This window comes from Nocardia sp. PE-7 (assembly GCF_030486425.1).
In the GTDB taxonomy this organism is placed as follows: Bacteria; Actinomycetota; Actinomycetes; order Mycobacteriales; family Mycobacteriaceae; genus Nocardia; species Nocardia salmonicida_A.
Genome location: NZ_CP129614.1, coordinates 4,208,596 through 4,235,555, shown reverse-complemented (window position 1 = coordinate 4,235,555; position 26,960 = coordinate 4,208,596). Strand labels below are relative to the sequence as shown.

Here is a 26,960-nt window from a genome sequence, read left to right as displayed (position 1 = left end):
CATCGGTCAGGCGTACATCGCTCGATGGCGTCGCGCCCACTGCGCGTAGGCCGTGGCCGGGCGACCGAGAACCTTCTCGATTTCGTCGCTGACCTGGAGTTCTTCCGGGGTCGGCGTGCCGAGGATGGTCAGGGTGTGGTCGGCGACCGGCTCGGGCATGAAGCGGAGCATGTTCTGTTTGGCTTGGTCGGAGGTGAGTTCGACGAAGGCGATCGGGATGTCGATCGCTTCGGCGAGTGCCGCTGCTTGGTCGCGCGGGGTCACCACAGCGGGACCGGTCAGGGTGTAGGCGCGAGCGTGGTGGCCGTCTTCGCGGAGGGCGGCCGCGGCGACGGCGGCGATATCGGCGGGGTCCACGGCGGGAAGGCCGACATTGCCGAAGGGCGCCGGGACGATGCGCTGGGTGCGGATCGGTTCGATCCACGCGAAGGTGTTGGAGAAGAACGCGCCGGGTCGCAGCGCCGTCCACTCCAGGCCGGACTCGGCGAGTGCCTGTTCGAAGGCGATCGTTCTGGCGTAGCCGTCGGAGTGGGGGCGGGTCACCGCGCCTTGTGAGGACACGAAGACGACTCGGCGCACGCCGGCGTCCGCGGCGGTTTTCAGTAGCAGCGCCGGCTCGGGGCCGGTCATCAGCTGCTCGCCGGTGATCAGCAGGAACAGCGCGTCGGCGCCGTGTAGTGCGGGGGAGAGGCTGTCGAGATCGCCCAGGTCGGCGACCACGTGCTCGGCACCCGCGGGCAGATCGACGGGACGACTACCTCGGGAGACGGCCCTGACCTGTTCACCCGCATCGGCGAGTAGTCCGACCAGGGTGCTGCCGATATTGCCGGTCGCTCCGGTGACGACGATCATGCGAATCCTTAGTTAGTTGACTGACTTAATTGCTGGGCAGAACGTATCCCATCGGGGATCGGCTGTCTATAGTTAGTTGTATGACTAAATCGGACGCGCAGGTCAGCCCCACGATCGGGAAGCAGGAACGGCTGGTCCAGGCGGCGATGCGGGTGTTCTACCAACAGGGCATCGAGAAGACGACGATCGCCGAGATCGCGCGCGAGGCCGACGTACCGGTCGGCAATGTGTACTACTACTTCAAGACCAAGGACCAGTTCGTCGCCGCGGTCATCGAGCTGCACGCGCAGGTGCTGACCGGGGCTGTCGCCGAGATCGCCGAGCTGCCGGGGCCCGCCGAGCGATTGAAGGCGATGGTCCGCAGCTGGGTCGACCAGCGGGAGATGGCGGCGCGATACGGGTGCCCGTTCGGCTCGTTGGCCGCCGAGCTCGACAAGCGGGAGGACGCTTTCCGCGGCGAGCCAGCGCGCGTGATGGGCCTGCTCGTGGACTGGGCTCGCACGCAGTTCGCCGAGCTGGGGCGTACCGACGCCGCCGAGCTCGCGATCGCCTTCGTGGCTGCCTATCAGGGAATCTCTTTGCTCACCAACACTTTCCGCGACCCGGAACTGATGGTCACCGAGGGCGCGCGGCTGGAGCGGTGGATCGACGAGCTGGGTGCGCGGTAGACGCGGTGGTGTCGTGACGCCCGGCCGGTGTGCCGGGCGTCGACTCGGGTGTGCGGCGGACTCAGGCGCGATCGCCGGGCTGCCAGCCCGAGCACAACAGGTCGATGCCGGTGATCTCGCCGTTGTCGGTGGTGAGGAAGACGCGCTGCTCGGCGACGCGGGTGGCGCCGTTGGCGGGTCGCATGCGGACCAGCCAGTGCATCCCGAGCTTGTTGCCGATCCGTTCGCGGCCGGAATCGACGACGGTGAAATCGTCGGGACCGCCGAACCAGCCGCGGAAGCGCTCGATCGCCGGATCGGGGCCGACCGCGGTGAACGGGCCGGGCGGAATCAGGCCGCGCAGTGTGACCTCGGGGGCGAGGTAGGTCGTCATGGTGGCGAAGTCGCGCTGGATCAACGCGGCGAGAAACAGGTCGGCGACCGAGGAGGTCGTCTGCGTGGTGGGGGTCGAAGTAGTCATGGGAAAAGTCTGCGACCTGCGCGGATATCGAACATCGGGTGATCACCCGATCTTTGCGGTCTGATCCTCGTCGGGCAGTAGCCCGTGGCGCATCGCGAAGACCGCGGCCGAGCCGCGGCTGTGCACCCCGATTTTGGTGTAGATGTGCTCGACATGGCTGCCCGCCGTGCGCGGGCTGATACCGAGAGCTCGGGCGATCTCGCGGGTCGACCCACCCCGCACGAGCAGGGCGAGGACGTCGAGTTCGCGGGCGGTGAGGCCGGCGATCTGCGCGCGTTTGCGTGGTCGTCGACCCTGTGCCGCGGCCAGGACCGCGGCGACGGCGTCACCGTCCAGCCTGCCCGCGGTCACTTCGGCCCGCAGGATTTCGGCTCGTTCGTCGGGTTCGATGCCCGGTCGGTGTGGCCGCTGCTCGCCGAGCGCGCGAAACATCTGCGCGGCGGCGAGGATTCGCGCGGCGGGCGGCAGCATCGACCCGGTGAGTCCGCGCGGATAGCCGGATCCGTCCATCCGTTCGTAGACCATCGAGGCGGGTCCGGCGAGCGCGGCCAGGTGCGGACTACGCGCCAGCACCCGCTCGGTCAGATACGGAACCATCCGTACCCGTTCACGTTCGGACGCGGTCAATGGTCCCGGTTTGTTCCAGATCCCCGTCGAGACGCCGATGGTGCCGAGGCGGCACACCAAGGCCGCCCGCCGCACCGTGTCCGCCTGCTCGGGGGGCAGGCCGTACTCGCGCGCCGCGGCGGCGGCCAGGTCGGCGACACCGCGCGAGTGACCGAGGAACCAGGTCGCTTTCGCGTCGGAGTAGTCGGCGAAGACGGTGAGGACATCGGTGAGTTCGTCGTCGGCGATCGGTCTGTCGAGTGCCGCGCAGCCGTCGATCACCTGCTGCCAGGCATCGACGCGGTCGAGTCCGTCGAGCAGTGCCCCCTCGTCGCGGGTGCACAGCTCGACCAGGGTGGGATCGAACTCGGTTCCACTGCGCGACCGCAACATGCGCAGCGCAGCGTCGATACCGCCGACCCTGGCATGGACTTCGGCGTCGTCGGCGATGTGCACCACCCGCATCACCGGGATGATCGCGTCGCCGCACAATCCGCCGGGAACGCCGTGGCCGTCCCACCGTTCGAAGGCTTGCGGCAGCGCCGTCTTGACCGCGTCGGGTAGGTCGAGGCGGTCGGCGATATCGGCGGCGGTGCGGCAGTGGGTGAGGAACGAGTCCATCGTGTCGCGCACGCCGCCCGCGAGGAAGCGGCCGGTCACCGAGATCCGCCGCAGCGGAGACGCGCCTTCGGCGAGATGCCCGAGCAGGAACGCCATCATCGGCAACCCGGTCTTGTCGATGTCGTAGCTGTCGGCCCGGATCCGCAGGTCGTCGCCGAACCAGCGCGCCATCTCGGGGGAGTCGGCCACGCAGCCGACCCAGGCCAGTAGCGAGACGTAGTAGGCGGCTGCCCGATCGGCCTCGGACAGTCCCGCGGCTTCTGCCAGTCGGACGGCCAGAACGGTCTGGCGCAGGACGTGTTCCTGCGGCTGGCCGAGCCCGAGGTCGGTGGCCAGTGACAGCGAGGCGACCAGTTCGGCGAGCCGAAGGGGCCGGGGCAGCTCCGTCATGGTGAATCCAGATTACTCCTTGCGTTCGATGCATTGCCGATATATCGTCGATAGTGTCAAGACAAACGAGAGAGCCACAGGAGGCTGTCATGCATAACCAAGAACAACGAGAATTCGGACACTTCCGGCGCGGTCGTGGACCGGGCCCCCGGGAATTCGGTCCCGACCGGCAGCAGTTCCGCCACGGCGGGCGACACGGGCACGGCCCCGAGTTCGGACCGGGCTTCGGCCCAGGTTTCGGGCCCGGTTTCGGCCCCGGTTTCGGTCGTGGACGCGGCCGCGGCGGTCGTGGCAGGCGGGGTGACGTGCGGGCTGCGGTGCTGCTGCTGCTCGTCGAGCGCCCCATGCACGGCTACGAACTGATCCAGCAGATCCGCGATCGCAGCGACGATGTCTGGCGCCCCAGCCCGGGCTCCATCTATCCGGCATTGGCCCAGCTCGAGGACGAGGGACTGGTGCTCATCGAGAAGGTCGCCGGTCGCAAAACCGCGCAGCTCACCGACGAGGGCAAGGCCTATGTCGAGACTCATCGCGACGATCTCGGCGACCCGTGGGCCGAGGTCAAGCAGGATGTCGGCGCTCAGGCGCTGGACCTGCGCGGCCTGGTCGGACAGGTGATGGGCGCGGTCGGTCAGGTGGCCCAGGTCGGCACCGCGCAGCAGGCGGCGAAGGCGGCCGAGGTGCTCGCCGAAACCCGTCGGGCGCTCTACCGGATCCTCGCCGAGGACGATGTCGTTTCCGAGGGCGACGCAACCCCCGAGAAGTGAGGGCGTCGTGAACGCCCTTCCCGGCGTGCGGTTGTCGGGCCCATGGAGTAAATGTTTGGGGCATGGAACAACTGGGAACGTTGTGGGGTTGGGGAATATCACGATTGCGCGCAGCGGTGTCGGTCACGGCACTCGCCTGCACGGCGGTGATCGGTGTGTCCTTCGCACCGGTCGCCGCCGCTGAACCGGCGAATTTTCGGCCGGCTGTCATTCCGATGGAGGCGGGTCCGCCGCAGGCCGATCATCTGGACGCCGCCCATTACATCAAGGCTCATCCGAACTCGGTTCCGGTGGGGCTCAACAACTTCGGGTGTAGGCCCACCGTCGAGCATCCGCGGCCGATCGTGTTGGTGCACGGCACCGACTCGAGTGCGTACTCCGACTGGGCGGGAATCGGACCGCAGCTGGTGTCGGCCGGCTACTGCGTCTTCGCGCTGAACTACGGCGGGGCGCCGGGCGCCGACACCTACGGCACCGAAGACATGCGGATCAGTTTCACCCAGCTGGCCGGGTTCGTCGACGAGGTCCTGGTCGCGACCCAGGCGACCAAGGTCGATCTGGTCGGATTCTCGCAGGGGGCGACCGTCAGCCGGTTCTACGTCAACAAGCTCGGGGGCGCGCCGAAGGTCGGGACCTGGGTCGGCCTGGCCTCACCCAGCTACGGCGGGGTCATGTACGGACTGGTTCCGGTGGGGCAGGCCGTTCCCGGCATGATGGACGTCTTCGCGAAGGTCACCTCGACGGCCGCGGTCCAGCAGGCACAGGGCGAACCACTCATGGTGGAGCTCAACGCGGGCGGCGACACCGTGCCCGGTGTCCGATACGTCACCGTCGGCAGCCGGGTCGACGAGATGATCCAGCCGTTCTCGAACATCGCCCTGCGCGGTGCGGGTGCGGAGAACCTCGTCCTGCAGGACCTGTGCGCCGACAACCTGACCGGCCACTTCCACCTGGTCTACGACCCGTTCGTGCAGCAACTGCTCCAGCGCGTCCTCGACCCCGTCCGGGCGCCCGCTCCGGTCTGCGCACCGGTCCCACTCGGCACCGGTATCCCCGAGGTGATCATCGCGGGCAACTCCTGACGGCCGGGCTGGACGGAGGCGCCCGGCGGGGTCACTAGACTGGGACGACCGCATTCGTCCTCCCCGGGAGCCACCGTGACCATTCAGCCCGTTCGCCTGTTCGGCGACCCGATCCTGCGCTCGCGTGCCGACGCGGTCACCGAGTTCGGTCCCGACCTCGCCACCTTGGTCGCCGACCTCACCGAGACCATGCACGACGACGGCGGGGTCGGGATGGCCGCGCCGCAGATCGGGGTCGGGCTGCGGGTGTTCGTCTACGACACCGGCGACGCCGCGGGGCACGTGGTGAACCCGGAGTGGTCGGCCGTCGGGGCCGACGAACAGGTCGGTCCCGAGGGCTGCCTGTCGATTCCCGGTGTGCGCTACGACGTGCGCCGGGCATCGCGCGTTCGGGTCACCGGCGTCGACATCACCGGTGCGCCGGTGGAATTCGAGGCAGAGGGTCTGCTCGCGCGCTGCGTGCAGCACGAACACGATCACCTCGACGGCGTGCTGTTCGTCAACCGGCTCGAACCTGCCGACCGCAAGGACGCGATGCGCACCATCCGCGAATCCGACTGGTTCCGCGGCGGAATCACTGTGCGCGAATCCAGCGGCGTCGGCGGTGGTCGCTGATGCGCCTCGTTTTCGCGGGCACGCCCGAACCCGCGGTGCCCTCACTGCGCAGGCTGATCGAGAGCGAGGGCCACGAGGTCGTCGCGGTGGTCACCCGGCCCGACGCCGTCGCGGGTCGTGGCCGCAAAGTCATGCGCTCGCCCGTGGGCCTGCTCGCCGACGAACACGGCATCCCGGTGTTCACGCCGCGTAAGCCGTCCGATCCCGAATTCGTCGCCGCGCTCACCGAGCTCGCGCCGGACTGTTGCCCGGTCGTCGCCTACGGTGCGCTGCTGCCGCAGCAGGTGCTCGATATCCCCGTGCACGGCTGGATCAATCTGCACTTCTCGCTGCTGCCCTCCTGGCGGGGAGCGGCGCCCGTGCAGGCGGCCATCGACGCGGGCGACGACATGACCGGCGCGTCGACCTTTTTGATCGAGGCGGGCCTCGACACCGGCCCGGTGTACGGAGTGATGACCGAGAAGATCGGGCTCACCGACACCGCGGGCGAGCTGCTCGCCCGGCTCGCCGATGCGGGCGCCGTGCTGCTCGAGAAGACCCTGGACGGCGTGGAAGACGGTTCGCTGCAAGCGATTCCGCAATCCCACGACGGCGTGTCCTACGCACCGAAGGTGACCGTGGAGGCAGGGCGGATCGGATTCGACGAACCCGCCCTGGCCATCCACCGCCACATCCGCGCCGTCACCCCGGCGCCCGGTGCGTGGACCGAGGTGAACGGGCTGCGCCTCAAACTCGGCCCGGTGGAAATGGTGGAGGAAACCTTGCCCGAACGCGAGATCGAGGTGCGCAAGTCCGGCGTCTTCGTCGGAACATCGACCACAGCGGTCCGCCTGGGGCAGGTCCAGCCGCCCGGCAAGAAGATGATGAACGCCCTCGACTGGGCCCGCGGCGCCCGTCTGGCTCCCGGCACGGTGATCGGATGAGCGCCTCCGACCGCCGCCGACGCCGCGACGCCGACGCGGCGAAGGGCATCACGTCTCGCGATGACCGCAAGCCCACCGGAAAAACGGGTGAACAGCGGGGCGGCAGCCCCCGCGACGACCGCAAGATCACCGGCAAGAACGTCGACGGCGGTTGGGCCGCCCGCGCCGCGAAGGGCACCACCACCCCGCGCGCGGACGGCGACCGCTGGACGGGCCGCGACGACCGCGGCGGCTCCGATCGACCCCGTCGCGACGACGGCTACCGCTCCGGCACACCCCGCCGCGCGGACGACCGCCCCGGTTTCACCTGCGGCGCGCAGGGTCGTGACGCAGGAAACCAGCGCGGCGACGCCCCGCGCTCGGGCGCGCCCCGCCGCGACGACCGCCCCGGTTTCGGCCGTGGCGCGAACGACCGTGCGCAAGGGCGTGACGCGGGCAGTCGTGCGGACGCTCCGCGCTCCGGTGCCCCTCGCCGCGCGGACGACCGTCCCGGTTTCGGCGGGGCACCGGGTCGTGACACGGCCGACCAGCGCGGTGACCGTGCGGGACGTTCCGGCGCGGGACGTGCCGAGCGCGGCACCTCCCGTCCCGACCGCGGTGCGCGCGAAGGAGATTCGCGAAGCCACAGCGCGAGCAGCCGCGAGGCTGGTGCGGGACCGGCGGCCAAGGCCGCCTCGCAGCGTCGCCCCGAGCGGCCCGATCCCAGTGTGCCCAGTCCGCGCAAGCGGCGCGGCGAGCCCGTGGATCCCGCGCGCGAGGTCGCCCTCGATGTACTGCGGGCAGTGCGTGAGCGCGACGCCTACGCCAACCTCGCGCTGCCGAAGCTGTTGCGCGAGCGCAAGATCAGCGGGCGTGACGCCGCGTTCGCGACCGAGCTCACCTACGGCGCGAGCCGTTCGCAGGGGCAGCTCGACGCGGTGATCTCGGCCTGCGCGGGCCGCCCGGTCGACGAGATCGACGGCCCCATCCTCGATATCCTGCGCCTGGGCGTCTACCAGCTGCTGCGCACCCGCACCAGCGCGCACGCCGCCGTCGACACCTCCGTCGACCTGGCCAGTGCCGAATTCGGCCAGGGCCGTGCCGGTTTCGTCAATGCCGTCCTGCGTCGGGCGGGTGAGAAGACCGCCGAGCAGTGGATCACCGAGTTGGCCCCGGCCGACCCGGTCGGCAAGCTCGCCTTCGAACACGCGCACCCCAAGTGGATCGCCCAGTCCTTCGCCGACGCGCTGGGCGCGCAGGCGGGCGAGCTGGACGAACTCCTGGCAGCCGACGACGAGCGCCCGGTCGTGCACTTGGTCGCCCGGCCCGGCGAGATCACCGCCGAAGAGCTGGCGCTGGTCACCGGCGGCGAAGAGGGCCGCTGGTCGCCGTACGCGGTGTATCTCGACGGTGGTGATCCCGGGCTGCTGGAACCGGTTCGCGACGGCATCGCCTCGGTCCAGGACGAGGGCAGCCAGTTGGTCGCGCTCGCTCTCACCCGCGCACCGCTGGAAGGCGAGGACAAGGGCCGCTGGCTCGACCTCTGCGCCGGTCCCGGCGGCAAGGCGGCCTTGCTCGGCGCACTCGCCGCGATCGACCTGTTCACCGTCGACGCCGTGGAACCCGCCGAGCACCGCGCGGAACTGGTCCGCAAATCCACCAGGAACCTGCCGGTCACCGTGCACGTCGCCGACGGCCGCGACAGCGGGCTGACCCCCGGCTACGACCGCGTTCTGGTCGACGCGCCGTGCACCGGCCTCGGCGCTCTGCGCCGACGCCCGGAGGCGCGCTGGCGTCGCACCCCGGCCGACGTGGCCGAACTGGTCACCTTGCAGCGTGAACTGCTCACCGCCGCATGGGATCTGGTGCGTCCGGGCGGTGTCGTCGTGTATTCGACCTGCTCACCGCACCTCGCGGAAACAGTGTCGGTGGTCGCCGATTTCGTCCGTCGCACCGGCGCCGAGGAACTCGACAGCCGCGAGTTCCTGCCCGGCGTCACCGATCTCGGCGACGGCCCGTCCGCACAGCTCTGGCCGCACCGCCACGGCACCGACGCGATGTTCCTGGCGACCCTGCGCAAGAAATAGCCCCGCGTGAACACACGGCGCCGTTCCCGCACCGGGAGCGGCGCCGTTCCATTCGTCCAAGCGCGTGACGATCGCCGCGGTGCAGAATCGATGGATGGCGATGACATGGGAGCAGGTGGTCGCGGTGGCGACGGCGCTGCCGGGTGTGGAGGAAGGCACCTGGTGGCGCAGTCCCGGCCTGAAAGTGAACGGAAAGGGCTTCGCACGGTTACGTGTCGAAGCGGAGGGCGGCCTGGCGTTGCTCTGCGAGCTCACGGAGAAGCAAGCGCTGCTCGCCTCCGGTGATCCGGCGTTCTACACGACCCCGCACTACGACGGGCACCCGTTCGTTCTCGTCGACCTCGCCGCGGTCGATCCGCGACAGCTCGCCGAGCTGATCGACAGCGCCTGGTGGCTGCGCGCACCCGCGAAGCTTCGGGGCGCCAGGCAGGGCGCGTAGGGGGACTCCGTTGTCCCGCCGGCGTCAGTCTCGTTCGGACAATTCACGCAGGCGTGCCAGGGTTTTCGCGAGAATCCGCGACACGTGCATCTGCGAGATCCCCAACTGTGAGGCGATCTGCGTCTGCGTCATCGACTCGAAGAACCGCATCGTGAGGATGCGGCGCTCACGTTCGGGCAGGCCCGCCAGGAGCGGGCGCACCGCGATGTACTCCTCGACGCGGTCGAACTGCGATTCCTCCTCGCCGAGGGTGTCGAGCAGCGACGCATCGCTGTCGCGCCCGATCGAGGCGGCGTCGATCGACGTCGGCTGATAGGCGTTGCCCGCGATGACCGCCTGGGTGACCTCGTCGGGGTCGACATCGAGTTCGGCGGCGATCTCCTTGGCGGTGGGGGAGCGTCCCAGTCGCTGCGAGAGCTGATCCACCGCCGCGCCGATGCGCAGGTGGGTTTCCTTGACGCGCCGCGGAACCCGCATCGCCCAGGTGTTGTCGCGGAAATACCGCCGGACCTCGCCCATGATCGTCGGCACCGCGAAGGACAGGAAGTTCGAGCCCCGGCTCAGATCGAACCGATCCACCGCGTGCACCAGACCGACCCGCGCCACCTGTGACAGATCGTCGAACGGCTCACCGCGCCCGCTGAACTTGCGCGCGATGTGGTCGGCCAGCGGGATGCAGCGGTTGATCAGCGCGTCGCGCGCCACCGCGTGTGCCACGCTGCCCGGCTCGGTCGCCGCGAGACGCTCGAACAGGACGCTGACGTCGTCGTACCCGGATACCGGCTCCGGAGTGTCGGTCTCGTCCTCCAGCGGGTCCTGCTCGAGTGCTTCCTTGTCCGGTTCAGCGGCCGCGTCCGATGCCGCGGCAGGGGAGTCGGTTTTGTCGGGTTCGCTGAGACTGTGCTGGTCGGGCTTGTTGTCCTCGCCGTGCACTACGCCTTCCCCCGGACCCGTCGAAATCGAACCGTCGTCGGGTACCCGGACACGCCTGCGTCGAACTCCTGCTGCTCGGCAGTCACCTCGTCGCACAGCGTGCGCAGCACATGCCACCCGAAGCTGCGCTGATCCGGCATGCCCTGCGAGCCCGCGACACCGTCGACGCGGACCTGTAATTCGGTGTCACCGACGAGGAATTCGCAGGTGAGAAGCGTGTCGGGGGCGGCGATCGCAATCAGGGTCGAGCACACCTCGTCCACCGCCAAGCGCACGTCGGCTACCTCGTCGAGGGTGAAATCACTGAGTAGTACCAGTGTTTCGGCCAGTCCGCGCACGATTGGCAGCTGCGTCAGCTGTGCTGCCACACGAATCTCCACCGGGGCGCCGAAGGGCCCATGTTCCGCCGAAAAATTGGTCACCCTCAGAAGGCTACCCATATCCCGGCAGGGCAATCACCATCGCCGTCGCTACACTGGCGCGCTGTGTCCACTCCGACGTTCTCTCGTCCTTCCAAGCCGATGATCGCCCCGTCAATCCTGTCCGCGGACTTCGCGAACCTGGCCGCCGAGGCCGCGGCTGTCGAAGGCTGCGACTGGCTCCACGTCGACGTCATGGACGGCCACTTCGTGCCGAACCTCACACTGGGTCTGCCGATCGTGCAGAGCCTGCTCAAGGCCACCGACATCCCGTTCGACTGCCACCTGATGATCGATGATCCGGGCCGCTGGGCACCGAGTTACGCCGAGGCAGGCGCCTACAACGTCACGATCCACGCCGAGGCCACCGATGATCCGATCGCGGTGGCGCGCGACATCCGCGCCGCGGGCGGCAGAGCCGGGCTGTCGGTGAAGCCGAACACCCCGATCGAGCCGTACCTGGAAATCCTGCGCGAGTTCGACACCCTGCTGGTGATGAGCGTGGAACCCGGATTCGGTGGGCAGTCGTTCATTCCCGGCGTGCTGGAGAAGGCGCGGATCGTGCGCAACCTGGTGGACTCGGGTGAGCTGCACCTGGTCGTCGAAATCGACGGCGGCATCAACGACGACACCATCGAGCAGGCCGCTGCGGCCGGTATCGATTGCTTCGTGGCCGGATCGGCGGTCTACAACACCGCCGATCCGGGTGCCGCGGTACAGACGCTGCGCAACCTCGCCGCGTCGGTCTGGCTGCCCTAGCTACAGGGCGCGGAGTTTGCGGGTGCCCAGCGCTCGCGCCGCGTCGACGACTGCCTGCACCGGCGGCCGATGGTCGCCGGATTCGGGTTCCTGCACCCAGGTGCGATAGCCGGTGCGCTCATCGTCGGGGGAGGGCAGCACGATCTGGCTGCCCGCGCAGGCGACGGTCGCGTAGAGGCGGAACAGTTCGGCCGAGGCGGTCGCGGTCAGGGAGTCGGGTCGGCACGGGCCGGTGAGGAATGTCCAACGCCGAGCGCGGGGGTGATCGACGACCGGACCCGCGATGGCGGCCTCGCGCAGCTTGGCCTGCACTCGCTCGCCCAGGTCGCCGGGCATGGTCACCGCGCCGTAGTGCGCGCCGATCTGGAGCAGAATGCGGCGGGAATCGACATCGATCTTGGCCGGTAGATGCAACTCGCGCCGATATCGCACGCACCGCATTTCCAGCGTCGAATCGATCAATGTGCTCATGCGGCACCCCCACCTATCGCGAACCTGTTGTAACCCACAGTGTTGTCTTCCTGGAGTGGTGGACTATCCCTGGGGCGAACACCCGGTGGCAACGGCGCTCCGGGCGATGATGTCGGGGAGAACCCGCAGTTCCAAGCCCCGACATCTGGTTGAACAGCAGGAATCATTGACGTAACAATATTGCGTCAGTGGTGCGGGGGGCGCAAGCATTCCACTCACCGTGTTTCCAGTTCGTGATGGCGGGGTATTGCCAGGTTAATGCGGCCGGATGAATGCGGGGGACCGGTTCGCTGAAAATTGGATTGAACGACAACCGCCGGGATGATTAACGGCGGTGTTGCGTCATGTCGATACACCTTCGCCGCCGAATCGACGCCCTGTCGATCGGTTCCGGTGGCCGAGTGCCGCCCGCGGTCCGGTTCGGCCCCCGACCCGGGCTCACCGGCCGCGCTACTAGGCTGTGCGACGAGTTGGGCGGCCGCGTGTGGGAATAGCGGCCACCCGCCCGCTGTTGGGCCCAACGGGTACGGATGACGCGACAAGGGAGTTCAGGCATGTTCACAGGGATCGTCGAGGAGCTCGGCGAGGTCGTGGCCACCGAAGCGCTGACCGACGCCGCCCGGTTGACCATCCGCGGCAAGCTGGTGACTTCCGATGCCGGACACGGCGATTCGATCGCCGTCAACGGGGTCTGCCTCACCGTGGTCGACGTGGTCGACGGCGACAGCTTCACCGTCGATGTCATGGACGAGACGTTGAAGCGTTCGAGCATCGGCGGCCTCGTCACCGGCTCGCCGGTCAACCTCGAGCGCGCGGCCGCGCTGAACAGCCGCCTCGGCGGCCACCTCGTGCAGGGCCACGTCGACGGCACCGGCACGGTGCTGCGCCGCAGCCCGTCGGAGAACTGGGAGGTCGTGCGGATCTCGCTGCCCGATTCCATCGCGCGCTATGTGGTGGAGAAGGGCTCGATCACCGTCGACGGCGTCTCCCTCACCGTCTCGGGTCTCGGTATCGACGACGAACCCGGTGCCGACGGAAGCCGCGATTGGTTCGAGGTCTCGCTGATCCCGACCACCCTCGCGCTGACCGTCCTCGGCACCGCCCCCGTCGGCGCCACCGTCAACCTCGAGGTGGACGTCATCGCGAAGTACGTAGAACGCCTCGCCCAACGAGGCTGACACCGATCTGCGCCGGGCCTCACAGAACACCCCGTCGCCATCGTCGTAATGTAGGAAGTCATTGCCATCCCAGGGCAGTTTCTCGGCCGCCTAGATCTGGACCGACCAGAGGGTGCGACGAAGGAGTGCCCGCCGGGAGGGCAGATCGAGGCCCACCGGGCCGAGAAACCCGCGGCCCCGGCCGCCAAATATACGGAGCAAGCAGACGTGACCAGGTTGGACAGCATCGAGCGCGCGGTCGCCGATATCGCGGCCGGCAAGGCTGTTGTCGTCATCGACGACGAGGACCGGGAGAACGAAGGCGATCTCATCTTCGCGGCCGAGAAGGCCACCCCGGAGCTGGTCGCGTTCATGATCCGCTACACCTCCGGCTACATCTGCGTGCCGCTGACCGCCGACGACTGCGACCGCCTCGGCCTGCCGCCCGCGTACGCGATGAACCAGGACAAGCACGGCACCGCCTACACCGTCTCGGTGGACGCGCGCGAGGGCATCACCACCGGCATCTCCGGCGCCGACCGGGCCGTCACCATGCGCTTGCTGGCCAGCGCCGAGGCCAAGGCCGACGAATTCACCCGCCCCGGCCACGTGGTGCCGCTGCGCGCCAAGGACGGCGGCGTGCTGCGCAGGCCCGGCCACACCGAGGCCGCGGTCGATCTCGCCCGGATGGCCGGACTGCGTCCCGCGGGCGTGATCTGCGAGATCGTCAGCCAGAAGGACGACGGGCACATGGCCCGCACCGACGAGCTGCGCGTGTTCGCCGACGAGCACAACCTGGCGATGATCTCGATCGCCGACATGATCGCCTGGCGGCGCAAGCACGAGAAGCATGTGGTGCGGGTGGCCGAGGCCCGGATCCCCACCGCGCACGGCGACTTCAAGGCCGTGGGATACCAGAGCATCTTCGACGAGGCCGAGCACGTCGCGCTGGTGCGCGGCGACATCGGTGACGGCGAGGACGTGCTGGTGCGCGTGCACTCGGAGTGCCTGACCGGCGACGTCTTCGGTTCGCTGCGCTGCGATTGCGGCCCGCAGCTGGACGCGGCGCTCGAGATGGTCGATCAGGAGGGTCGCGGCGTGGTCCTCTACATGCGCGGGCACGAGGGCCGCGGCATCGGCCTGATGCACAAGTTGCAGGCCTACCAGTTACAGGACTCCGGTCGCGACACCGTCGACGCCAACCTCGATCTCGGCCTGCCCGCCGACGCCCGCGATTACGGCACCGGCGCGCAGATCCTGGTCGACCTCGGTATCCGTTCGATGCGTCTGCTCACCAACAACCCGGCCAAGCGAGTCGGCCTCGACGGCTACGGCCTCGCGATCACCGAGCGCGTTCCGATGCCGTTGCGCGCCAATGCCGAGAACCTGCACTACCTGCGCACCAAGCGCGATCGTATGGGCCACGACCTGGTCGGCCTCGACGATCTCGACCTGGGCGAAACCGCGCAGTGATCACCACTTCGGAAAGGCAGTAACGATGAGCGGCACGGGTGTTCCGTCCTTCGCCTTGGCGCAGGCCAAAGACGTCAAACTCGGCATCGTCGCCTCGCGCTGGCACACCGAGATCTGCGACACCCTGGTGGCGAATGCCGAACGGGTGGCCAAGGACGCCGGCGTCGAACACGTGACCGTGGTGCGCTGCGCCGGTGCGATGGAGCTGCCGGTCGTCGCGCAGGAACTGGCGCGCACCCATGACGCTGTCGTGGCTCTGGGCGTCGTGATCCGTGGCGGCACACCGCATTTCGAGTATGTCTGCGATGCGGTGACGGCCGGGCTTACCCGGGTGTCGCTGGATGCGGCCACCCCCGTCACCAACGGCGTGCTCACCACGAACGACGAGGAGCAGGCGCGCGATCGGGCCGGGCTGCCCGGTTCGTCGGAGGACAAGGGCGAGCAGGCGTGTGCCGCTGCCCTCGATGCCGCGCTCACCTTGCGCGCGCTGCGATCGGCGTGACCGTGCCGGTGGTGCGGACGTGGCGTCGCAGTGCTCCCGAGCCCGGCACGGGCTGGGAGTTCGAGGTGCGTCCGCGCCGGGCGATCCGTACCGCCGTCGTGGTCGCGATCGTCATCCTCGTCGCCTTCACCGCGGGTGGGCTGCTGCTGCGCACCGGATCGACCGGGGTGAACTTCCGGGTCGCCGATCAGGTCGCGATGATCCTGATCGGCGTGGTCGGTGCGGGCGCGGTACTGATGCTCACCCGGCCGCGCGTGCGTGTCGGTAGCCAGGGTGTCGGGGTACGCAACATCCTGGGCGAGCAGGTGTACCCGTGGGCCTACATCCGCGGCGCGTCCTTCCCGGACGGCAAGGCGTGGGCCCGCCTGGAACTGGCCGATGACGATTACGTCCCGATGCTGGCGATCCGTTCCAACGACAAGACCCACGCCGCCGACGCCATCGAGCGCGTCCGCGAACTCGGCGCCCGCTACGCCCCGCAGGACTGAACTCCACCGACCGTTGGCGCCTGGGCCGACCGCGTGCGCGTAGCCGCCTGTGCGCCACCCGGTGACGCACAGGCCGACGCGTCAGCGGGTGTCGCCGAGAACCGCTCCCTCGCGGCGCGGATCCGCACCGCCGATCCAGCCGTCCTCGCCGTTGTGCTGCAGGGCGCTGAGCCCGCTGGACTGCGGCGCCACGGAAACCTGATGGCCCATCGCTCGCAGCTTCGCGACCAGCGGATCGTGGTCGCCGTTGTCGGTGGCGTCGATGTCGGGGTGCTCGCCGCCCACGCCGGTGACCGGCGTATTGCCCGCGCCGAACGACACCCCGGAGACCGCCTGTTGCGGATCGAGACCCCAATCCAGAACGTTGACCAGCGTTTTCACGACGAACTGGATGATCACCGAACCGCCCGGTGAACCCGTGACGAGCTTCAGTTCGCCACGGTCGCCCTTGTCGTCGCGGTCGAACACCAGGGTCGGAGCCATCGAACTGCGTGGGCGCTTGTCGGGCTGGAGGCGGTTGGCCACCGGGGTGCCGTCAGGGTCGAGGGGATCGGCGGCGAAGTCGGTGAGCTGATTGTTGAGGACGAATCCGTCGACGAGATGGAACGACCCGAACGCCGATTCGACCGTCGTGGTCATCGCGGCGGCGTTGCCGTACTTGTCGATGACGGAGATGTGGCTGGTGCCGTGCTCGGGCGGCTGTGGGCCGTTGCCGAGGGGGACCGGGCCGAGGTTGCCCGGCTTGGCGGTCCCCATGCTGCGCTGCGGGTCGATCAGCGTCGACCGCTCCTTGAGATACTGCGGGTGAACCAGCGAGAGGGCCGAATTGCCCGGCAGCGGAACGAAATCCGGGTCGGCGACGTACTTGTTGCGGTCGGCGTAGGCCAGCCGCTCCGCCTCGGAGATCAGGTGTACGGCCTGCGCGTCGGGGCGTCCGCCGTTGGCGTCGAGTTCCTGGGGACGCAGCGCGGGGAGATCGAAATTGGCGAGGATGCCCAGCGTCGCGGCGACGGTGCTGCCACCGGAGGACGGTGCGGGCATGCCGCACAGCTCGTACTTGCGGTACCCGGTGCACAGCGCCGTACGTTTCTTGGCCGTGTAATTCGCCAGGTCGGTAGTGGTCAGCGCGCTCGGGGTGCGGCCGCCCGCCGTACTGGCTGCCGCTTCGACGACGTCCTGCGCGATGGCGCCACTGTAGAAGGCTTTCGCGCCGTCGGTCGCGATCGCCGACAGTGTTTTCGCCAGCGCCGGATTGGTGAGTACGGTGCCGGACTTCTTGGGCGAACCATCGGGTTCGAGGAAGTAACCGCGCGCGGCTTCGTCGGCGGCCAGGTCTTTCGCGGACTCGGCGATCTGCCCGGCCAGCCGTGGACTGATCTCGAAACCGCTGTCGGACAGGCTGATCGCGGGATCGAACAGTTCCTTCCAGGCGCTCATCCCGTGCTCCTGGTGGGCGAGTTCGAGCATCCGCAGCACGCCGGGCACACCGATAGAGCGACCGCTGGCGCGGGTATTCGGCGCGGGTTCGGTGCGGTCGGTATCGCTGACCCAGCGCAGATAGTTCTCGGTCGCCGCGGCGGGCGCGGTCTCGCGACCGTCGTAGGTGTCGACCGTGCGCGACTTCGCGTCGTAGTGGACGAGGAACGCGCCGCCGCCGATTCCGGAGGCCTGCGGCTCGACCAGCCCGAGCACCGCCTGCGCGGTGACCAGCGCGTCGGCGGCGGTGCCACCCGCGCGCAGCACCCGGCACGCGGCCTCGGTGGCGATCGGATTGGCGGTCGACACCGCGTAGGTGCTGGTGCGCACCGCCGTCATATCCGAGCGGTATCCCGACGAGATCTCCGGGTTGGTGCTGAGGTTCTGCGAGGTCGGCGCACCCCCACCGGTCGCGGGCGCCGCGGACACCGGAGTGCCGTTGGGCGTGCTCGTACACTCGGCAGCCGTCTTCTCATCTGTCGAACAACCGGTCAGTACCCCCACCGCGAGCACTGCGGCCGTCGTGGCCCCGATCCACGTCCGTCGCCTTGGCGTCATAGAGGCAGCGTAACGCGCCGGTCCAACACGATTCGAGCTTTTTCCGCCGGAGCCGTACTCGTCGTCTGGCTACCCTGGCTGACATGGATATCGACGCGGTGCTCTTCGACTACTCGGGCACGGTCTTTCGTTTGGAAGACGACCGGACCTGGGCCGACGAACTCGTCGGCGACGACGGCACACCCTTCGACATCGCGGCGAAAGCCGAAGTGCTGCGGCGGATGACGGCCCCGGTCGAGCAGTTCATGACCTTCGACGCGGCGGGCCAACACGCCTGGGACAACCGCGATCTCGACCCGGCCCTGCACCGCCACGCCTATCTGGAGGTGCTGCGCGGTTCCGGCCTTCCCGACACGCAGGCGACGCGTCTCTACGAACGCCTCATCGACCCGCTCACCTGGACTCCGTACCCCGATACCGGTACGGTCCTGACATCGCTTGCTGCCCAAGGAATCCCGGTCGGCATCGTCAGCAATATCGCCTTCGACATCCGCCCCGCCTTCGCGAAGCACGGCTGGACGGACCTGGTCGGTGCGATGACCCTGTCCTACGAAGTAGGCGCCATCAAACCGAACGCCCAGATCTTCCGCGACGCCACCGACCGCCTCGGCGTCGACCCCGACCGCGTCCTCATGATCGGCGACAGCGCCGAGGCCGACGGCGGGGCCACCACCCTCGGCGCCCGTTTCGCCCTCGTCGACGCGGTCCCCACCGCCGATCGCCCCCGCGCCCTCATCGACGCACTCGCCGAACACGGCATCCGAACGTCCGGCTGACCGCACGCGGGCCGATTCGTCGGCCGACAGTTCTGTGGGGCGTACCTACTTCCACACCCGACGGCCGGTAGACATGTTCGCGGACGCGCACAGCCGCGCGAATCAGTCGATACGCAGGTCAGCGTTCGCGGGTGAACCACGCACGGGCCGAAGGCCGAAGCAGCATCCCAGCGACCGCGCCATTGGCGACGACGCCGACCACCCCCGGCGGCAGCCCGGTGAGAATCCCCGTCGACGACACCAGACACGCCAGTACCGCCACCCCGATCGCCGCCTTGCGCACCAGATCGCCACCCTGCCGGAACAACAGCACCAGCGGAACCAAGGCGAAGGACGGCAGATACCCGGCGAGCAGCGCGCCGAGCGAGCCACCCAGCGCCACCGTGATCGCGATCAGCACCACACCGACGGCGGTGGCGACCGCAGCGATCAGCCGCGCCCCGCGCACCGTCCCCGGCATGGCTCCCCACGGGGACGCCTCGTCGTCGTACAGGTCATCGCCGGTTTGCGGCAGGGCGGCGGCATTGCTCATCGGACGTCCTTTCGGGCACATAATCCGAGCACTCACGCTACACAGGCGGGCGCACAGCTCACCCCGCCGACCTCGTGAGCAGGATCGCAACGGCCCGCCGGTCGGCATTCCGGGCAACTCGGGCGGTGCCCTGATCGCCATCGAGCCGGGACCGGACAAGTCCGTCGACCCGCAGCCCACAATGACTGTGGTCCTGATCCCTTTGCCGTCGGTTCGGATGGTTCGTCGCGCCCGCCCAGGGCTGAGTCCGTTCGATGTCGCCGGACGCGGAAAGTGTTGTGCCAGGCTGGTTTCGGGGCCGGTCAAGGGCCGCCTGCGCCAGTCGGTACCTCGGCGGTGCGGACCTGTCGGAGCCCCTCGCTAGGCTGGATGGGTGGCAGATCCCGCGATGTACCGGCCGGCGCCGGGCACGATCCCCGTCGAACCCGGTGTGTACAAGTTCCGGGACGTGCACGGGCGGGTCATCTATGTCGGCAAGGCCAAGAGCCTGCGGAGTCGGCTGAATTCCTATTTCGCCGATGTGTACTCGCTGCATCCGCGTACCAAGCAGATGGTCACCACGGCGGCCGCTGTCGAGTGGACCGTGGTGTCCACCGAGGTGGAGGCGCTGCAGCTCGAGTACAACTGGATCAAGGAATTCGATCCGCGGTTCAATGTGCGCTACCGCGACGACAAGACCTACCCGGTGCTCGCGGTGACCCTCAACGAGGAGTATCCGCGGCTGTTCGTCTACCGCGGGGCGCGGAAGAAGGGCGTCCGGTACTTCGGCCCCTACGCCCACGCCTGGGCGATCCGCGAGACCCTCGATCTGCTGCTGCGCGTGTTCCCCGCGCGCACCTGTTCCAACGGAGTCTTCAAGCGGCACAGCCAGATCGGGCGCCCCTGCCTGCTCGGCTACATCGACAAGTGCTCGGCGCCCTGTGTGGGCCGGGTCAGTGCCGACGAGCACCGCCAGATCGTCGAGGACTTCTGCGACTTCCTCTCCGGCAAGACCGACAAGATGGTGCGCGCACTCGAACGCCGCATGCACGAGGCCGCCGAAGACCTCGACTTCGAGAACGCCGCGCGCCTGCGCGACGACGTGCAGGCGCTGCGCCGCGCGCTGGAGAAGCAGGCCGTGGTGCTCGGCACCGGGACCGACGCCGATGTGATCGCCTTCGCCACTGACGAACTCGAGGCCGCGGTCCAGATCTTCCACGTCCGCGACGGACGCGTGCGCGGCCAGCGCGGCTGGGTCGTCGACAAATCCGGCGACGCCCTCGACGTCGCCGAATCGGGCACCGAACTGGCCGCGCTGGTCGAACAGTTCCTCACCCAGTTCTACGGCGAACAGGCCGCTATGGCGAACCAGAACGGCGACGCGGCCATCGTGGTCCCGCGCGAGGTGCTGGTGCCCGAACTGCCCGCCGACGCCGAGGAGATCGGCGAGTGGCTCAGCGAGATGCGCGGCTCGGCGGTCTCGCTGCGCATCCCGCAACGCGGCGACAAGAAGGCGCTCGCCGAGACGGTGCAGCGCAACGCCGCCGAGGCGCTGGCCCAGCACAAGCTCCGCCGCGCCGGTGACCTCACCTCGAGATCCCAAGCGCTGCAAGACATTCAGGACGCGCTCGAACTCGACAGCGCCCCGCTGCGGATCGAGTGCGTCGACATCAGCCATGTGCAGGGCACCGACGTGGTCGCCTCGCTGGTGGTCTTCGAAGACGGCCTTGCGCGCAAGTCCGACTACCGCCACTACGCGATCAAGGAGGCCGCGGGCGACGGCCGCTCCGACGATGTCGGCAGCATCGCCGAGGTGACCCGCCGCCGCTTCGCCCGCCTGGCCCGCGACCGCGAACAACCCGTCGAGATCGAACCCGACGAGGTCGACGAACCCGCCTCGCGCCCCGGCATCGACCCCACCACGGGCCGACCGCGCCGCTTCGCCTACCCGCCCAACCTCTACGTCGTCGACGGCGGCGCACCGCAGGTCGCCGCCGCCGCCGAGGTCCTCGACGAACTCGGCATCACCGACGTGGCGGTGATCGGCCTCGCCAAACGCCTCGAAGAGGTCTGGGTGCCCGGCGAAGAAGACCCGGTGATCATGCCGCGCAACAGCGAGGCGCTGTTCCTACTGCAACGGGTGCGCGACGAGGCCCACCGTTTCGCCATCACCTTCCACCGCAGCAAACGCTCCCGTCGGATGACGGCCTCGGCACTGGACTCGGTGCCGGGCCTCGGCGAGACGAGGCGAACGGCCCTGGTCACCCACTTCGGCTCGGTCGCCAGGATCAAGGACGCGACCGTCGAGGAAATCACCTCGGTGCCCGGAATCGGAGTATCGACGGCGAAAGCAGTGCTCGCCGCACTCAACAGTCCGTAGCCGCGACGGCCGGGATCGTAGGACGCAAGATTGCGTGTGCCGTACGTTGTGTGTCTGCGCCCGATACCCGAACCGGTGCGGGATGATCGAAAGGCACCCAGAAACGGATCCGGTAGGACATGACACGCGTCGAATCGAATAACAATGCGGGGGCGGCACCCGGTCAATCCGGGACGGTCACCGACACACAGCAACCAGTAGAAGTGGTCATCGTGACCGGCTTGTCCGGCGCGGGCCGCGGCACTGCCGCGCGCGTGCTGGAGGATCTCGGCTGGTACGTGACCGACAACCTACCGCCCGAACTGATCGGGCGGATGATCGAACTAGGCGCCGCGGCCGACCCGCCGATCCGGCGGCTCGCGCTGGTCATGGACGTGCGCAGCCGATTCTTCACCGGTGAGCTGTCCGGCGTCACCGAGCAGTTGCGCGGCGCGGGCATCCGCACGAGAGTGCTGTTTCTCGAGGCGTCCGACGATGTGCTGATCCGGCGATTCGGCTTCGCCCGACGCCGTCATCCGCTGCAGAGCGACAGCCCCGACGGCACGCTCTCGGCCGGGCTCACCGCCGAACGAGCCAGGCTGGCCCCGGTCAAGGGCGCCGCCGACCTCGTCATCGACACCACCGAGCTGTCGATCCACCAGCTGCACCGCAAGCTGGAGGAGGCATACGGCGCGGGCGCGCCAGCCGCACTGCAACTGACCGTGCAATCGTTCGGCTTCAAGTACGGTGTTCCCCTCGACGCCGACATGGTGTTGGACGTGCGATTCCTACCCAACCCGCATTGGATTCCGGAATTGCGGGAACACACAGGACAAGAGTCGGTGGTCAGCGATTACGTGCTGTCCAGGCCCGGTGCGCGGGACTACCTGCAGACCGGCAAACACCTGGTCGACTTGACGACGACCGGATACCGCCAAGAGGGGAAGCGATACATGACCGTGGCAGTGGGGTGCACCGGCGGTAAACATCGCAGTGTCGCTATCGCCGAGGCACTGGGTGAGCGCATCGGCGCCGATACCGGGCACGCGGCGGTGGACGTCGTTCGCGTCGTGCACCGGGATCTGGGGCGCGAATGAGTGGAACCGAAGCCGACCCAGCCGTTGTCGCGCTGGGCGGTGGACACGGGCTGTACGCGACCTTGACCGCGGTGCGCAGGCTGACGCGGCGGATCACCGCCGTGGTCACCGTCGCCGACGACGGCGGATCGTCCGGCCGGCTACGCGCCGAGCTGGGCATGCTCCCGCCGGGCGACCTGCGGATGGCGCTGGCGGCGCTGTCCGAGGACGCCGGCGACGTCTGGACCACGACGGTGCAGCACCGCTTCGGCGGCACCGGCGCGCTCGCCGGGCACTCGGTGGGCAATCTGATCCTGGCCGGACTCACCGACATCCTCGGTGACCCGGTGGCCGCGCTCGACGAGGTGGGCCGCCTGCTGCGGATCACCGGCCGGGTGCTGCCGATGTCGCCGATCCCGCTCGACATCGAGGCCGAAGTGTCGGGCCTCGAGTCGGATCCGCGGATCGGCCGGTGTGTACGCGGTCAGGTTGCGGTGGCGACCACGCCGGGTAAGGTCCGGCGGGTGCGGCTGATTCCGTCCGATCCGCCTGCCAGCCCCGAGGCGACCGCGGCCATCGAAGACGCGGATGTTGTTGTGCTGGGACCCGGTTCGTGGTTCACCAGCGTCATTCCGCATGTCCTCGTGCCGCAATTGCACGCGGCGCTGGTCCGCACCGAGGCACGCAAAGTGCTCGTGCTGAATCTGGCGGCCGAGCCCGGCGAGACCGCCGGCTTTTCCGCGGAGCGTCATCTGCATGTATTGTCCCAGCACGCACCGGATTTCGCGGTCGACGATGTGCTCGTCGACTCGGCCTCGGTGCCCGAGGGGCGGCAACGGGAACATGTGGCAAGAGCCGCCGAACAGTTGCGGGCACGGGTAACGTTCTGCGATGTCGCCGAGCCGGGAACGGATCGGCATCATCCCGGAAAACTTGCCGCCGCACTGGATCAGCTGATCCGGTCGCCGCGGTCGCAACTGACTGGGCTTCGATTCGAGAGACGGCACAGTGCCTCAGATGTGCACAGTGTTCCAGATGAGCGTTCGGGGTCGGTGGGAAAGGAGCGCGTCTCGTGGCGATGACAGCCGAGGTGAAGGACGAGCTGAGCAGGCTCGTGGTATCGCAGGTCAGCTCGCGCAAAGCGGAACTGTCGGCGTTGCTGCGGTTTGCCGGCGGTCTGCACATCGTGGGGGGCAGGGTGATCGTGGAAGCCGAGGTGGACATGGGGTCCATCGCCCGGCGACTGCGCAGAGAGATTTTCGAGCTGTACGGATACGGCTCCGACGTGCATGTGCTCGGCGCGGGTGGGTTGCGTAAGACCTCCCGCTACGTCGTGCGCGTGTCGAAGGAAGGCGAGGCCCTGGCACGCCAGACCGGGTTGCTCGACGTGCGCGGACGTCCCGTGCGTGGGCTGCCCGCACAGGTCGTCGGCGGCAGCATCGGTGATGCCGAAGCGGCATGGCGTGGCGCCTTTCTCGCACACGGTTCGCTCACCGAGCCGGGGCGCTCCTCGGCGCTCGAGGTGAGCTGCCCCGGTCCGGAGGCGGCATTGGCGCTGGTCGGCGCGGCGCGCAGGCTCGGCATCACCGCGAAGGCGCGCGAGGTGCGCGGCACGGATCGGGTCGTGGTGCGCGACGGCGAGGCGATCGGCGCCCTGCTCACCCGCATGGGCGCGCAGGACACCCGGCTCACCTGGGAAGAACGGCGGATGCGCCGTGAGGTGCGGGCCACCGCCAACCGGCTCGCCAACTTCGACGACGCGAACCTGCGTCGTTCGGCGCGCGCGGCCGTCGCGGCGGCGGCTCGGGTGGAACGAGCGCTCGAGATCCTCGCCGACGATGTGCCCGAGCATCTCGCCGCAGCGGGCAGGCTGCGGGTGCAGCACCGGCAGGCCTCGCTCGAGGAGCTCGGTCAGCTGGCCGAGCCGCCGATGACCAAAGACGCTGTCGCCGGTCGGATCCGGCGCTTGCTGTCGATGGCAGACCGGCGCGCCAAGGACCTCGGCATCCCCGATACCGAGTCCGCGGTGACAGCGGAACTGCTCGACGACGCGTAATAGGAACATCGACAGACTCCGCACGCCGAAAGGTGTGGCGAATCCGACGATTAAGGCAGAGCGGTCATCGATGACCGCTCTGCCCTCTATTCTGGGGGCTCCGCAGGCCTGAGGCCGGGGAGCTCACAACTCACAGGTGGCTGTCGTGAAAGGCTGGCGCGGCTACTACTGTGGTTACCGTCGGAATGAATCCGCTTGAAAGCTGAGGAGCGATAACGTGACTGTCCGGGTAGGTATCAACGGCTTCGGTCGTATCGGACGTAATTTCTTCCGTGCGGTGGAGGCGCTGAAGGCCGTCGGCGAGACCGATATCGAGATCGTCGCGGTCAACGACCTGACCGACATCAACACCCTCGCTACCCTGCTGAAGTACGACTCGATCCTGGGTCGTCTGCCGCAGGACGTCTCCGTCGAGGGCGACACCATCGTGGTCGGCGAGCAGCGCATCAAGGCGCTCGCGATCAAGGAAGGCCCCTCGGCGCTGCCGTGGGCCGACCTGAACGTCGACGTGGTCGTCGAGTCCACCGGCATCTTCACCGCCGCCGAGAAGGCCAAGGGTCACCTGTCCGCCGGCGCCAAGAAGGTCATCATCTCCGCGCCCGCCACCGGCGACGACATCACCATCGTGATGGGCGTCAACGACGACAAGTACGACGGCAGTCAGAACATCATCTCCAACGCCTCGTGCACCACGAACTGCCTCGGCCCGATCGCCAAGGTGCTCAACGACTCGTTCGGCATCGTGAACGGTCTGATGACCACCATTCACGCCTACACCCAGGACCAGAACCTGCAGGACGCGCCGCACAAGGACCTGCGTCGCGCCCGCGCCGCGGCCCTGAACATCGTGCCCACCGGCACCGGCGCCGCCAAGGCCATCGGCCTGGTGCTGCCCGAGCTGCAGGGCAAGCTCGACGGCTACGCGCTGCGCGTTCCGGTCCCGACGGGCTCGGTCACCGACCTGACCGCGACCCTGGCCAAGCCTGCCACCATCGAGGAGATCAACGCCGCGATGAAGGCCGCCGCCGAGGGCCCGATGAAGGGCATCCTCAAGTACAACGAGGACCCGATCGTCTCCAGCGACATCGTCACCGACCCGCACTCGTCGATCTACGACGCGCCGCTGACCAAGGTCATCGACAACCAGGTCAAGGTCGTCTCCTGGTACGACAACGAGTGGGGCTACTCGAACCGCCTGGCCAACCTGGTCGATCTCGTCGGCAAGTCGCTCTGACCGCGATGACAGTCCAGACACTTCAGGATCTCCTGACCGAGGGTGTCGAGGGTCGGGGCGTGCTCGTGCGCTCCGACCTGAACGTTCCCCTCGACGACAACGGCCAGATCACCGACCCGGGCCGCATCATCGCCTCGGTGCCGACCATCCAGGCGCTGGTCGATGCCGGCGCCAAGGTGGTTGTGATGGCGCACCTGGGCCGCCCCAAGGGCGAGCCCGACGCGAAGTTCTCGCTCGCTCCCGTGGCGGCGAAGCTGGCCGAGCTGCTGGGCCGCAACGTCCAGCTGGCCGGTGACGTGGTGGGCTACGACGCGCTCTCGCGCTCGGAAGGCCTCACCGACGGCGACGTGCTGCTGCTCGAGAACGTGCGCTTCGACCCGCGCGAGACCAGCAAAGACGACTCGGAGCGGGCCAAGCTGGCCGCGGCGTTCGTCGAGCTGGTCGGCGACGACGGCGCGTTCGTCTCCGACGGTTTCGGCGTGGTGCACCGCAAGCAGGCGTCGGTCTACGACGTGGCACAGGTGCTGCCGCATTACGCGGGCACCCTGGTCGCGGCCGAGGTCGAGGTGCTGCGCAAGCTCACCGAGGACCCGGCCCGTCCGTACGCGGTGGTGCTCGGCGGCTCCAAGGTTTCGGACAAGCTCGCGGTGATCGAGGCGCTGGCCCCCAAGGTCGACACCCTGGTGATCGGCGGCGGCATGTGCTTCACCTTCCTTGCCGCGCAGGGACTTCCGGTCGGCGGCTCGCTGCTGCAGACCGAGATGATCGACACCTGCAAGTCGCTGCTCGAGCGCTTCGGCGACGTGCTGCACCTGCCGGTCGACATCGTGGTGGCGGACAAGTTCGCGGCCGATGCCGACGCGAAGACGGTCGCCTCGACCGAGATCCCCGACGGCTGGCTCGGCCTCGACATCGGCCCCGAGTCGGTGTCGCGGTTCTCCGCGCTGCTGACCGAGGCCAAGACGGTGTTCTGGAACGGCCCGATGGGCGTGTTCGAGTTCGACGCGTTCGCCGCGGGTACCCGTGGCGTCGCCGAGGCCATCGTGACCGCCACCTCCAAGGGTGCGTTCACCGTGGTCGGCGGTGGGGACTCGGCTGCCGCCGTGCGCTCCCTCGGACTGCCCGACGACGGCTTCTCCCACATCTCCACCGGTGGTGGCGCTTCTCTGGAATACCTGGAAGGCAAAGAGCTGCCCGGTATTTCGGTATTGGAGGGCTGAGCG

At 68.6% G+C, this 26,960-nt stretch carries 27 protein-coding genes; 19 read left to right on the top strand and 8 right to left on the bottom strand.

The window, feature by feature from the left end:
* Positions 1–6: 6 nt before the first annotated feature.
* Positions 7–852 carry an NAD(P)H-binding protein gene (locus tag QX204_RS20035; RefSeq protein ID WP_301901407.1) on the bottom strand — a complete coding sequence of 282 codons (846 nt, stop codon included), beginning with the start codon at positions 850–852 and terminating at the stop codon, positions 7–9.
* An 80-nt stretch (positions 853–932) separates the two neighbouring features.
* Between QX204_RS20035 and QX204_RS20030 the strand changes: the two genes are divergently transcribed.
* Positions 933–1,520, top strand: a complete 588-nt coding sequence (locus QX204_RS20030; protein WP_301901406.1) for a TetR/AcrR family transcriptional regulator — start codon at positions 933–935, stop codon at positions 1,518–1,520.
* A 61-nt stretch (positions 1,521–1,581) separates the two neighbouring features.
* On the opposite strand, the gene QX204_RS20025 is transcribed toward QX204_RS20030, so the two are convergent.
* Positions 1,582–1,980, bottom strand: a complete 399-nt coding sequence (locus QX204_RS20025; RefSeq protein WP_301901404.1) for a nuclear transport factor 2 family protein — start codon at positions 1,978–1,980, stop codon at positions 1,582–1,584.
* Between the two features lie 42 nt (positions 1,981–2,022).
* Positions 2,023–3,597 (bottom strand): HD domain-containing phosphohydrolase, encoded by a 1,575-nt coding sequence (locus QX204_RS20020; protein ID WP_301901402.1) that lies wholly within the window; start codon positions 3,595–3,597, stop codon positions 2,023–2,025.
* A gap of 89 nt (positions 3,598–3,686) precedes the next feature.
* On the opposite strand from QX204_RS20020, the gene QX204_RS20015 reads away from it, so the two are divergent.
* The 6 genes from QX204_RS20015 (at position 3,687) to QX204_RS19990 (ending at position 9,489) form a co-directional block, all read left to right on the top strand.
* Entirely contained in the window at positions 3,687–4,364 is a 678-nt protein-coding gene (locus QX204_RS20015) for a PadR family transcriptional regulator (protein ID WP_301901401.1), read from the top strand.
* Positions 4,365–4,579: 215 nt separating this feature from the next.
* The gene (locus QX204_RS20010) at positions 4,580–5,446 is read left to right on the top strand and encodes an esterase/lipase family protein (protein WP_301908049.1); all 867 of its coding nucleotides are present in this window, start codon (positions 4,580–4,582) and stop codon (positions 5,444–5,446) included.
* A 75-nt stretch (positions 5,447–5,521) separates the two neighbouring features.
* Positions 5,522–6,061, top strand: coding sequence for a peptide deformylase (def, locus tag QX204_RS20005; RefSeq protein WP_301901399.1), 540 nt, complete (start codon positions 5,522–5,524; stop codon positions 6,059–6,061).
* Entirely contained in the window at positions 6,061–6,984 is a 924-nt protein-coding gene (fmt, locus tag QX204_RS20000) for a methionyl-tRNA formyltransferase (RefSeq protein ID WP_301901397.1), read from the top strand. Before def ends, fmt begins: the two co-directional genes overlap by 1 nt.
* A gap of 707 nt (positions 6,985–7,691) precedes the next feature.
* A complete protein-coding gene (locus tag QX204_RS19995; RefSeq protein ID WP_082844177.1) occupies positions 7,692–9,050 on the top strand; it encodes an RsmB/NOP family class I SAM-dependent RNA methyltransferase in 1,359 nt (452 codons plus the stop codon).
* 94 nt (positions 9,051–9,144) lie between these two features.
* Positions 9,145–9,489, top strand: coding sequence for an MmcQ/YjbR family DNA-binding protein (locus QX204_RS19990; RefSeq protein WP_301901395.1), 345 nt, complete (start codon positions 9,145–9,147; stop codon positions 9,487–9,489).
* Positions 9,490–9,513: 24 nt separating this feature from the next.
* Here the strand turns inward: QX204_RS19990 and QX204_RS19985 are convergent, their stop codons facing one another.
* Both QX204_RS19985 and QX204_RS19980 read right to left on the bottom strand, forming a co-directional pair.
* A complete protein-coding gene (locus QX204_RS19985; RefSeq protein WP_301908048.1) occupies positions 9,514–10,299 on the bottom strand; it encodes an RNA polymerase sigma factor SigF in 786 nt (261 codons plus the stop codon).
* Between the two features lie 122 nt (positions 10,300–10,421).
* Entirely contained in the window at positions 10,422–10,790 is a 369-nt protein-coding gene (locus tag QX204_RS19980) for an ATP-binding protein (protein ID WP_301901393.1), read from the bottom strand.
* A 153-nt stretch (positions 10,791–10,943) separates the two neighbouring features.
* Between QX204_RS19980 and rpe the strand changes: the two genes are divergently transcribed.
* Positions 10,944–11,600 (top strand): ribulose-phosphate 3-epimerase, encoded by a 657-nt coding sequence (rpe, locus tag QX204_RS19975; RefSeq protein WP_301908047.1) that lies wholly within the window; start codon positions 10,944–10,946, stop codon positions 11,598–11,600.
* On the opposite strand, the gene QX204_RS19970 is transcribed toward rpe, so the two are convergent.
* Positions 11,601–12,071: a hypothetical protein gene (locus tag QX204_RS19970; protein WP_301901391.1), complete on the bottom strand. Its 471-nt coding sequence runs from the start codon at positions 12,069–12,071 to the stop codon at positions 11,601–11,603.
* A 554-nt stretch (positions 12,072–12,625) separates the two neighbouring features.
* Here QX204_RS19970 and QX204_RS19965 point away from each other — a divergent pair.
* The 4 genes from QX204_RS19965 (at position 12,626) to QX204_RS19950 (ending at position 15,691) form a co-directional block, all read left to right on the top strand.
* Positions 12,626–13,249: a riboflavin synthase gene (locus QX204_RS19965; RefSeq protein WP_301901390.1), complete on the top strand. Its 624-nt coding sequence runs from the start codon at positions 12,626–12,628 to the stop codon at positions 13,247–13,249.
* 207 nt (positions 13,250–13,456) lie between these two features.
* A complete protein-coding gene (locus QX204_RS19960) occupies positions 13,457–14,701 on the top strand; it encodes a bifunctional 3,4-dihydroxy-2-butanone-4-phosphate synthase/GTP cyclohydrolase II (protein ID WP_301901389.1) in 1,245 nt (414 codons plus the stop codon).
* Positions 14,702–14,726: 25 nt separating this feature from the next.
* Entirely contained in the window at positions 14,727–15,203 is a 477-nt protein-coding gene (gene ribH / locus QX204_RS19955) for a 6,7-dimethyl-8-ribityllumazine synthase (protein WP_301901387.1), read from the top strand.
* An 11-nt stretch (positions 15,204–15,214) separates the two neighbouring features.
* Positions 15,215–15,691, top strand: a complete 477-nt coding sequence (locus QX204_RS19950; RefSeq protein ID WP_301901385.1) for a PH domain-containing protein — start codon at positions 15,215–15,217, stop codon at positions 15,689–15,691.
* 81 nt (positions 15,692–15,772) lie between these two features.
* Here the strand turns inward: QX204_RS19950 and ggt are convergent, their stop codons facing one another.
* Complete coding sequence (ggt, locus tag QX204_RS19945) at positions 15,773–17,725, bottom strand: gamma-glutamyltransferase (RefSeq protein WP_301901383.1); 1,953 nt, start codon at positions 17,723–17,725, stop codon at positions 15,773–15,775.
* A gap of 83 nt (positions 17,726–17,808) precedes the next feature.
* Here ggt and QX204_RS19940 point away from each other — a divergent pair, with 83 nt between their 5' ends.
* Entirely contained in the window at positions 17,809–18,501 is a 693-nt protein-coding gene (locus QX204_RS19940; RefSeq protein ID WP_301901382.1) for an HAD family hydrolase, read from the top strand.
* Between the two features lie 118 nt (positions 18,502–18,619).
* Here the strand turns inward: QX204_RS19940 and QX204_RS19935 are convergent, their stop codons facing one another.
* Positions 18,620–19,033, bottom strand: a complete 414-nt coding sequence (locus QX204_RS19935; protein ID WP_301901381.1) for a hypothetical protein — start codon at positions 19,031–19,033, stop codon at positions 18,620–18,622.
* 373 nt (positions 19,034–19,406) lie between these two features.
* Here QX204_RS19935 and uvrC point away from each other — a divergent pair, with 373 nt between their 5' ends.
* The 6 genes from uvrC to pgk all read left to right on the top strand — a co-directional run bounded on the left by uvrC (position 19,407) and on the right by pgk (position 26,957).
* Positions 19,407–21,392: an excinuclease ABC subunit UvrC gene (gene uvrC, locus QX204_RS19930; protein WP_301901379.1), complete on the top strand. Its 1,986-nt coding sequence runs from the start codon at positions 19,407–19,409 to the stop codon at positions 21,390–21,392.
* A 119-nt stretch (positions 21,393–21,511) separates the two neighbouring features.
* Positions 21,512–22,468: an RNase adapter RapZ gene (gene rapZ, locus QX204_RS19925; RefSeq protein WP_062983068.1), complete on the top strand. Its 957-nt coding sequence runs from the start codon at positions 21,512–21,514 to the stop codon at positions 22,466–22,468.
* Positions 22,465–23,529 (top strand): gluconeogenesis factor YvcK family protein, encoded by a 1,065-nt coding sequence (yvcK, locus tag QX204_RS19920; protein WP_301901376.1) that lies wholly within the window; start codon positions 22,465–22,467, stop codon positions 23,527–23,529. The genes rapZ and yvcK overlap by 4 nt, the downstream gene beginning before the upstream one ends.
* Complete coding sequence (gene whiA, locus QX204_RS19915) at positions 23,520–24,503, top strand: DNA-binding protein WhiA (RefSeq protein ID WP_056810477.1); 984 nt, start codon at positions 23,520–23,522, stop codon at positions 24,501–24,503. Before yvcK ends, whiA begins: the two co-directional genes overlap by 10 nt.
* 217 nt (positions 24,504–24,720) lie before the next feature.
* Positions 24,721–25,737: a type I glyceraldehyde-3-phosphate dehydrogenase gene (gene gap, locus QX204_RS19910; RefSeq protein ID WP_056810475.1), complete on the top strand. Its 1,017-nt coding sequence runs from the start codon at positions 24,721–24,723 to the stop codon at positions 25,735–25,737.
* A 5-nt stretch (positions 25,738–25,742) separates the two neighbouring features.
* Positions 25,743–26,957, top strand: coding sequence for a phosphoglycerate kinase (pgk, locus tag QX204_RS19905; RefSeq protein WP_301901371.1), 1,215 nt, complete (start codon positions 25,743–25,745; stop codon positions 26,955–26,957).
* The last annotated feature ends 3 nt before the right edge of the window (positions 26,958–26,960 follow it).

What these genes read in the sequence shown, in the direction of transcription:
- QX204_RS20025 (WP_301901404.1), bottom strand. Translation starts at nt 1,980, where the DNA reads ATGACTACTTCGACCCCCACCACGCAGACGACCTCCTCGGTCGCCGAC.
- QX204_RS19940 (WP_301901382.1), top strand. Translation starts at nt 17,809, where the DNA reads ATGGATATCGACGCGGTGCTCTTCGACTACTCGGGCACGGTCTTTCGT.
- fmt (WP_301901397.1), top strand. Translation starts at nt 6,061, where the DNA reads ATGCGCCTCGTTTTCGCGGGCACGCCCGAACCCGCGGTGCCCTCACTG.
- ggt (WP_301901383.1), bottom strand. Translation starts at nt 17,725, where the DNA reads ATGACGCCAAGGCGACGGACGTGGATCGGGGCCACGACGGCCGCAGTG.
- QX204_RS19935 (WP_301901381.1), bottom strand. Translation starts at nt 19,033, where the DNA reads ATGAGCAATGCCGCCGCCCTGCCGCAAACCGGCGATGACCTGTACGAC.
- rpe (WP_301908047.1), top strand. Translation starts at nt 10,944, where the DNA reads ATGATCGCCCCGTCAATCCTGTCCGCGGACTTCGCGAACCTGGCCGCC.
- yvcK (WP_301901376.1), top strand. Translation starts at nt 22,465, where the DNA reads ATGAGTGGAACCGAAGCCGACCCAGCCGTTGTCGCGCTGGGCGGTGGA.
- QX204_RS20010 (WP_301908049.1), top strand. Translation starts at nt 4,580, where the DNA reads ATGGAGGCGGGTCCGCCGCAGGCCGATCATCTGGACGCCGCCCATTAC.
- QX204_RS20030 (WP_301901406.1), top strand. Translation starts at nt 933, where the DNA reads ATGACTAAATCGGACGCGCAGGTCAGCCCCACGATCGGGAAGCAGGAA.
- QX204_RS19965 (WP_301901390.1), top strand. Translation starts at nt 12,626, where the DNA reads ATGTTCACAGGGATCGTCGAGGAGCTCGGCGAGGTCGTGGCCACCGAA.
- QX204_RS20020 (WP_301901402.1), bottom strand. Translation starts at nt 3,597, where the DNA reads ATGACGGAGCTGCCCCGGCCCCTTCGGCTCGCCGAACTGGTCGCCTCG.
- rapZ (WP_062983068.1), top strand. Translation starts at nt 21,512, where the DNA reads ATGACACGCGTCGAATCGAATAACAATGCGGGGGCGGCACCCGGTCAA.
- QX204_RS20015 (WP_301901401.1), top strand. Translation starts at nt 3,687, where the DNA reads ATGCATAACCAAGAACAACGAGAATTCGGACACTTCCGGCGCGGTCGT.
- QX204_RS20035 (WP_301901407.1), bottom strand. Translation starts at nt 852, where the DNA reads ATGATCGTCGTCACCGGAGCGACCGGCAATATCGGCAGCACCCTGGTC.
- QX204_RS19970 (WP_301901391.1), bottom strand. Translation starts at nt 12,071, where the DNA reads ATGAGCACATTGATCGATTCGACGCTGGAAATGCGGTGCGTGCGATAT.
- QX204_RS19990 (WP_301901395.1), top strand. Translation starts at nt 9,145, where the DNA reads ATGGCGATGACATGGGAGCAGGTGGTCGCGGTGGCGACGGCGCTGCCG.
- ribH (WP_301901387.1), top strand. Translation starts at nt 14,727, where the DNA reads ATGAGCGGCACGGGTGTTCCGTCCTTCGCCTTGGCGCAGGCCAAAGAC.
- pgk (WP_301901371.1), top strand. Translation starts at nt 25,743, where the DNA reads ATGACAGTCCAGACACTTCAGGATCTCCTGACCGAGGGTGTCGAGGGT.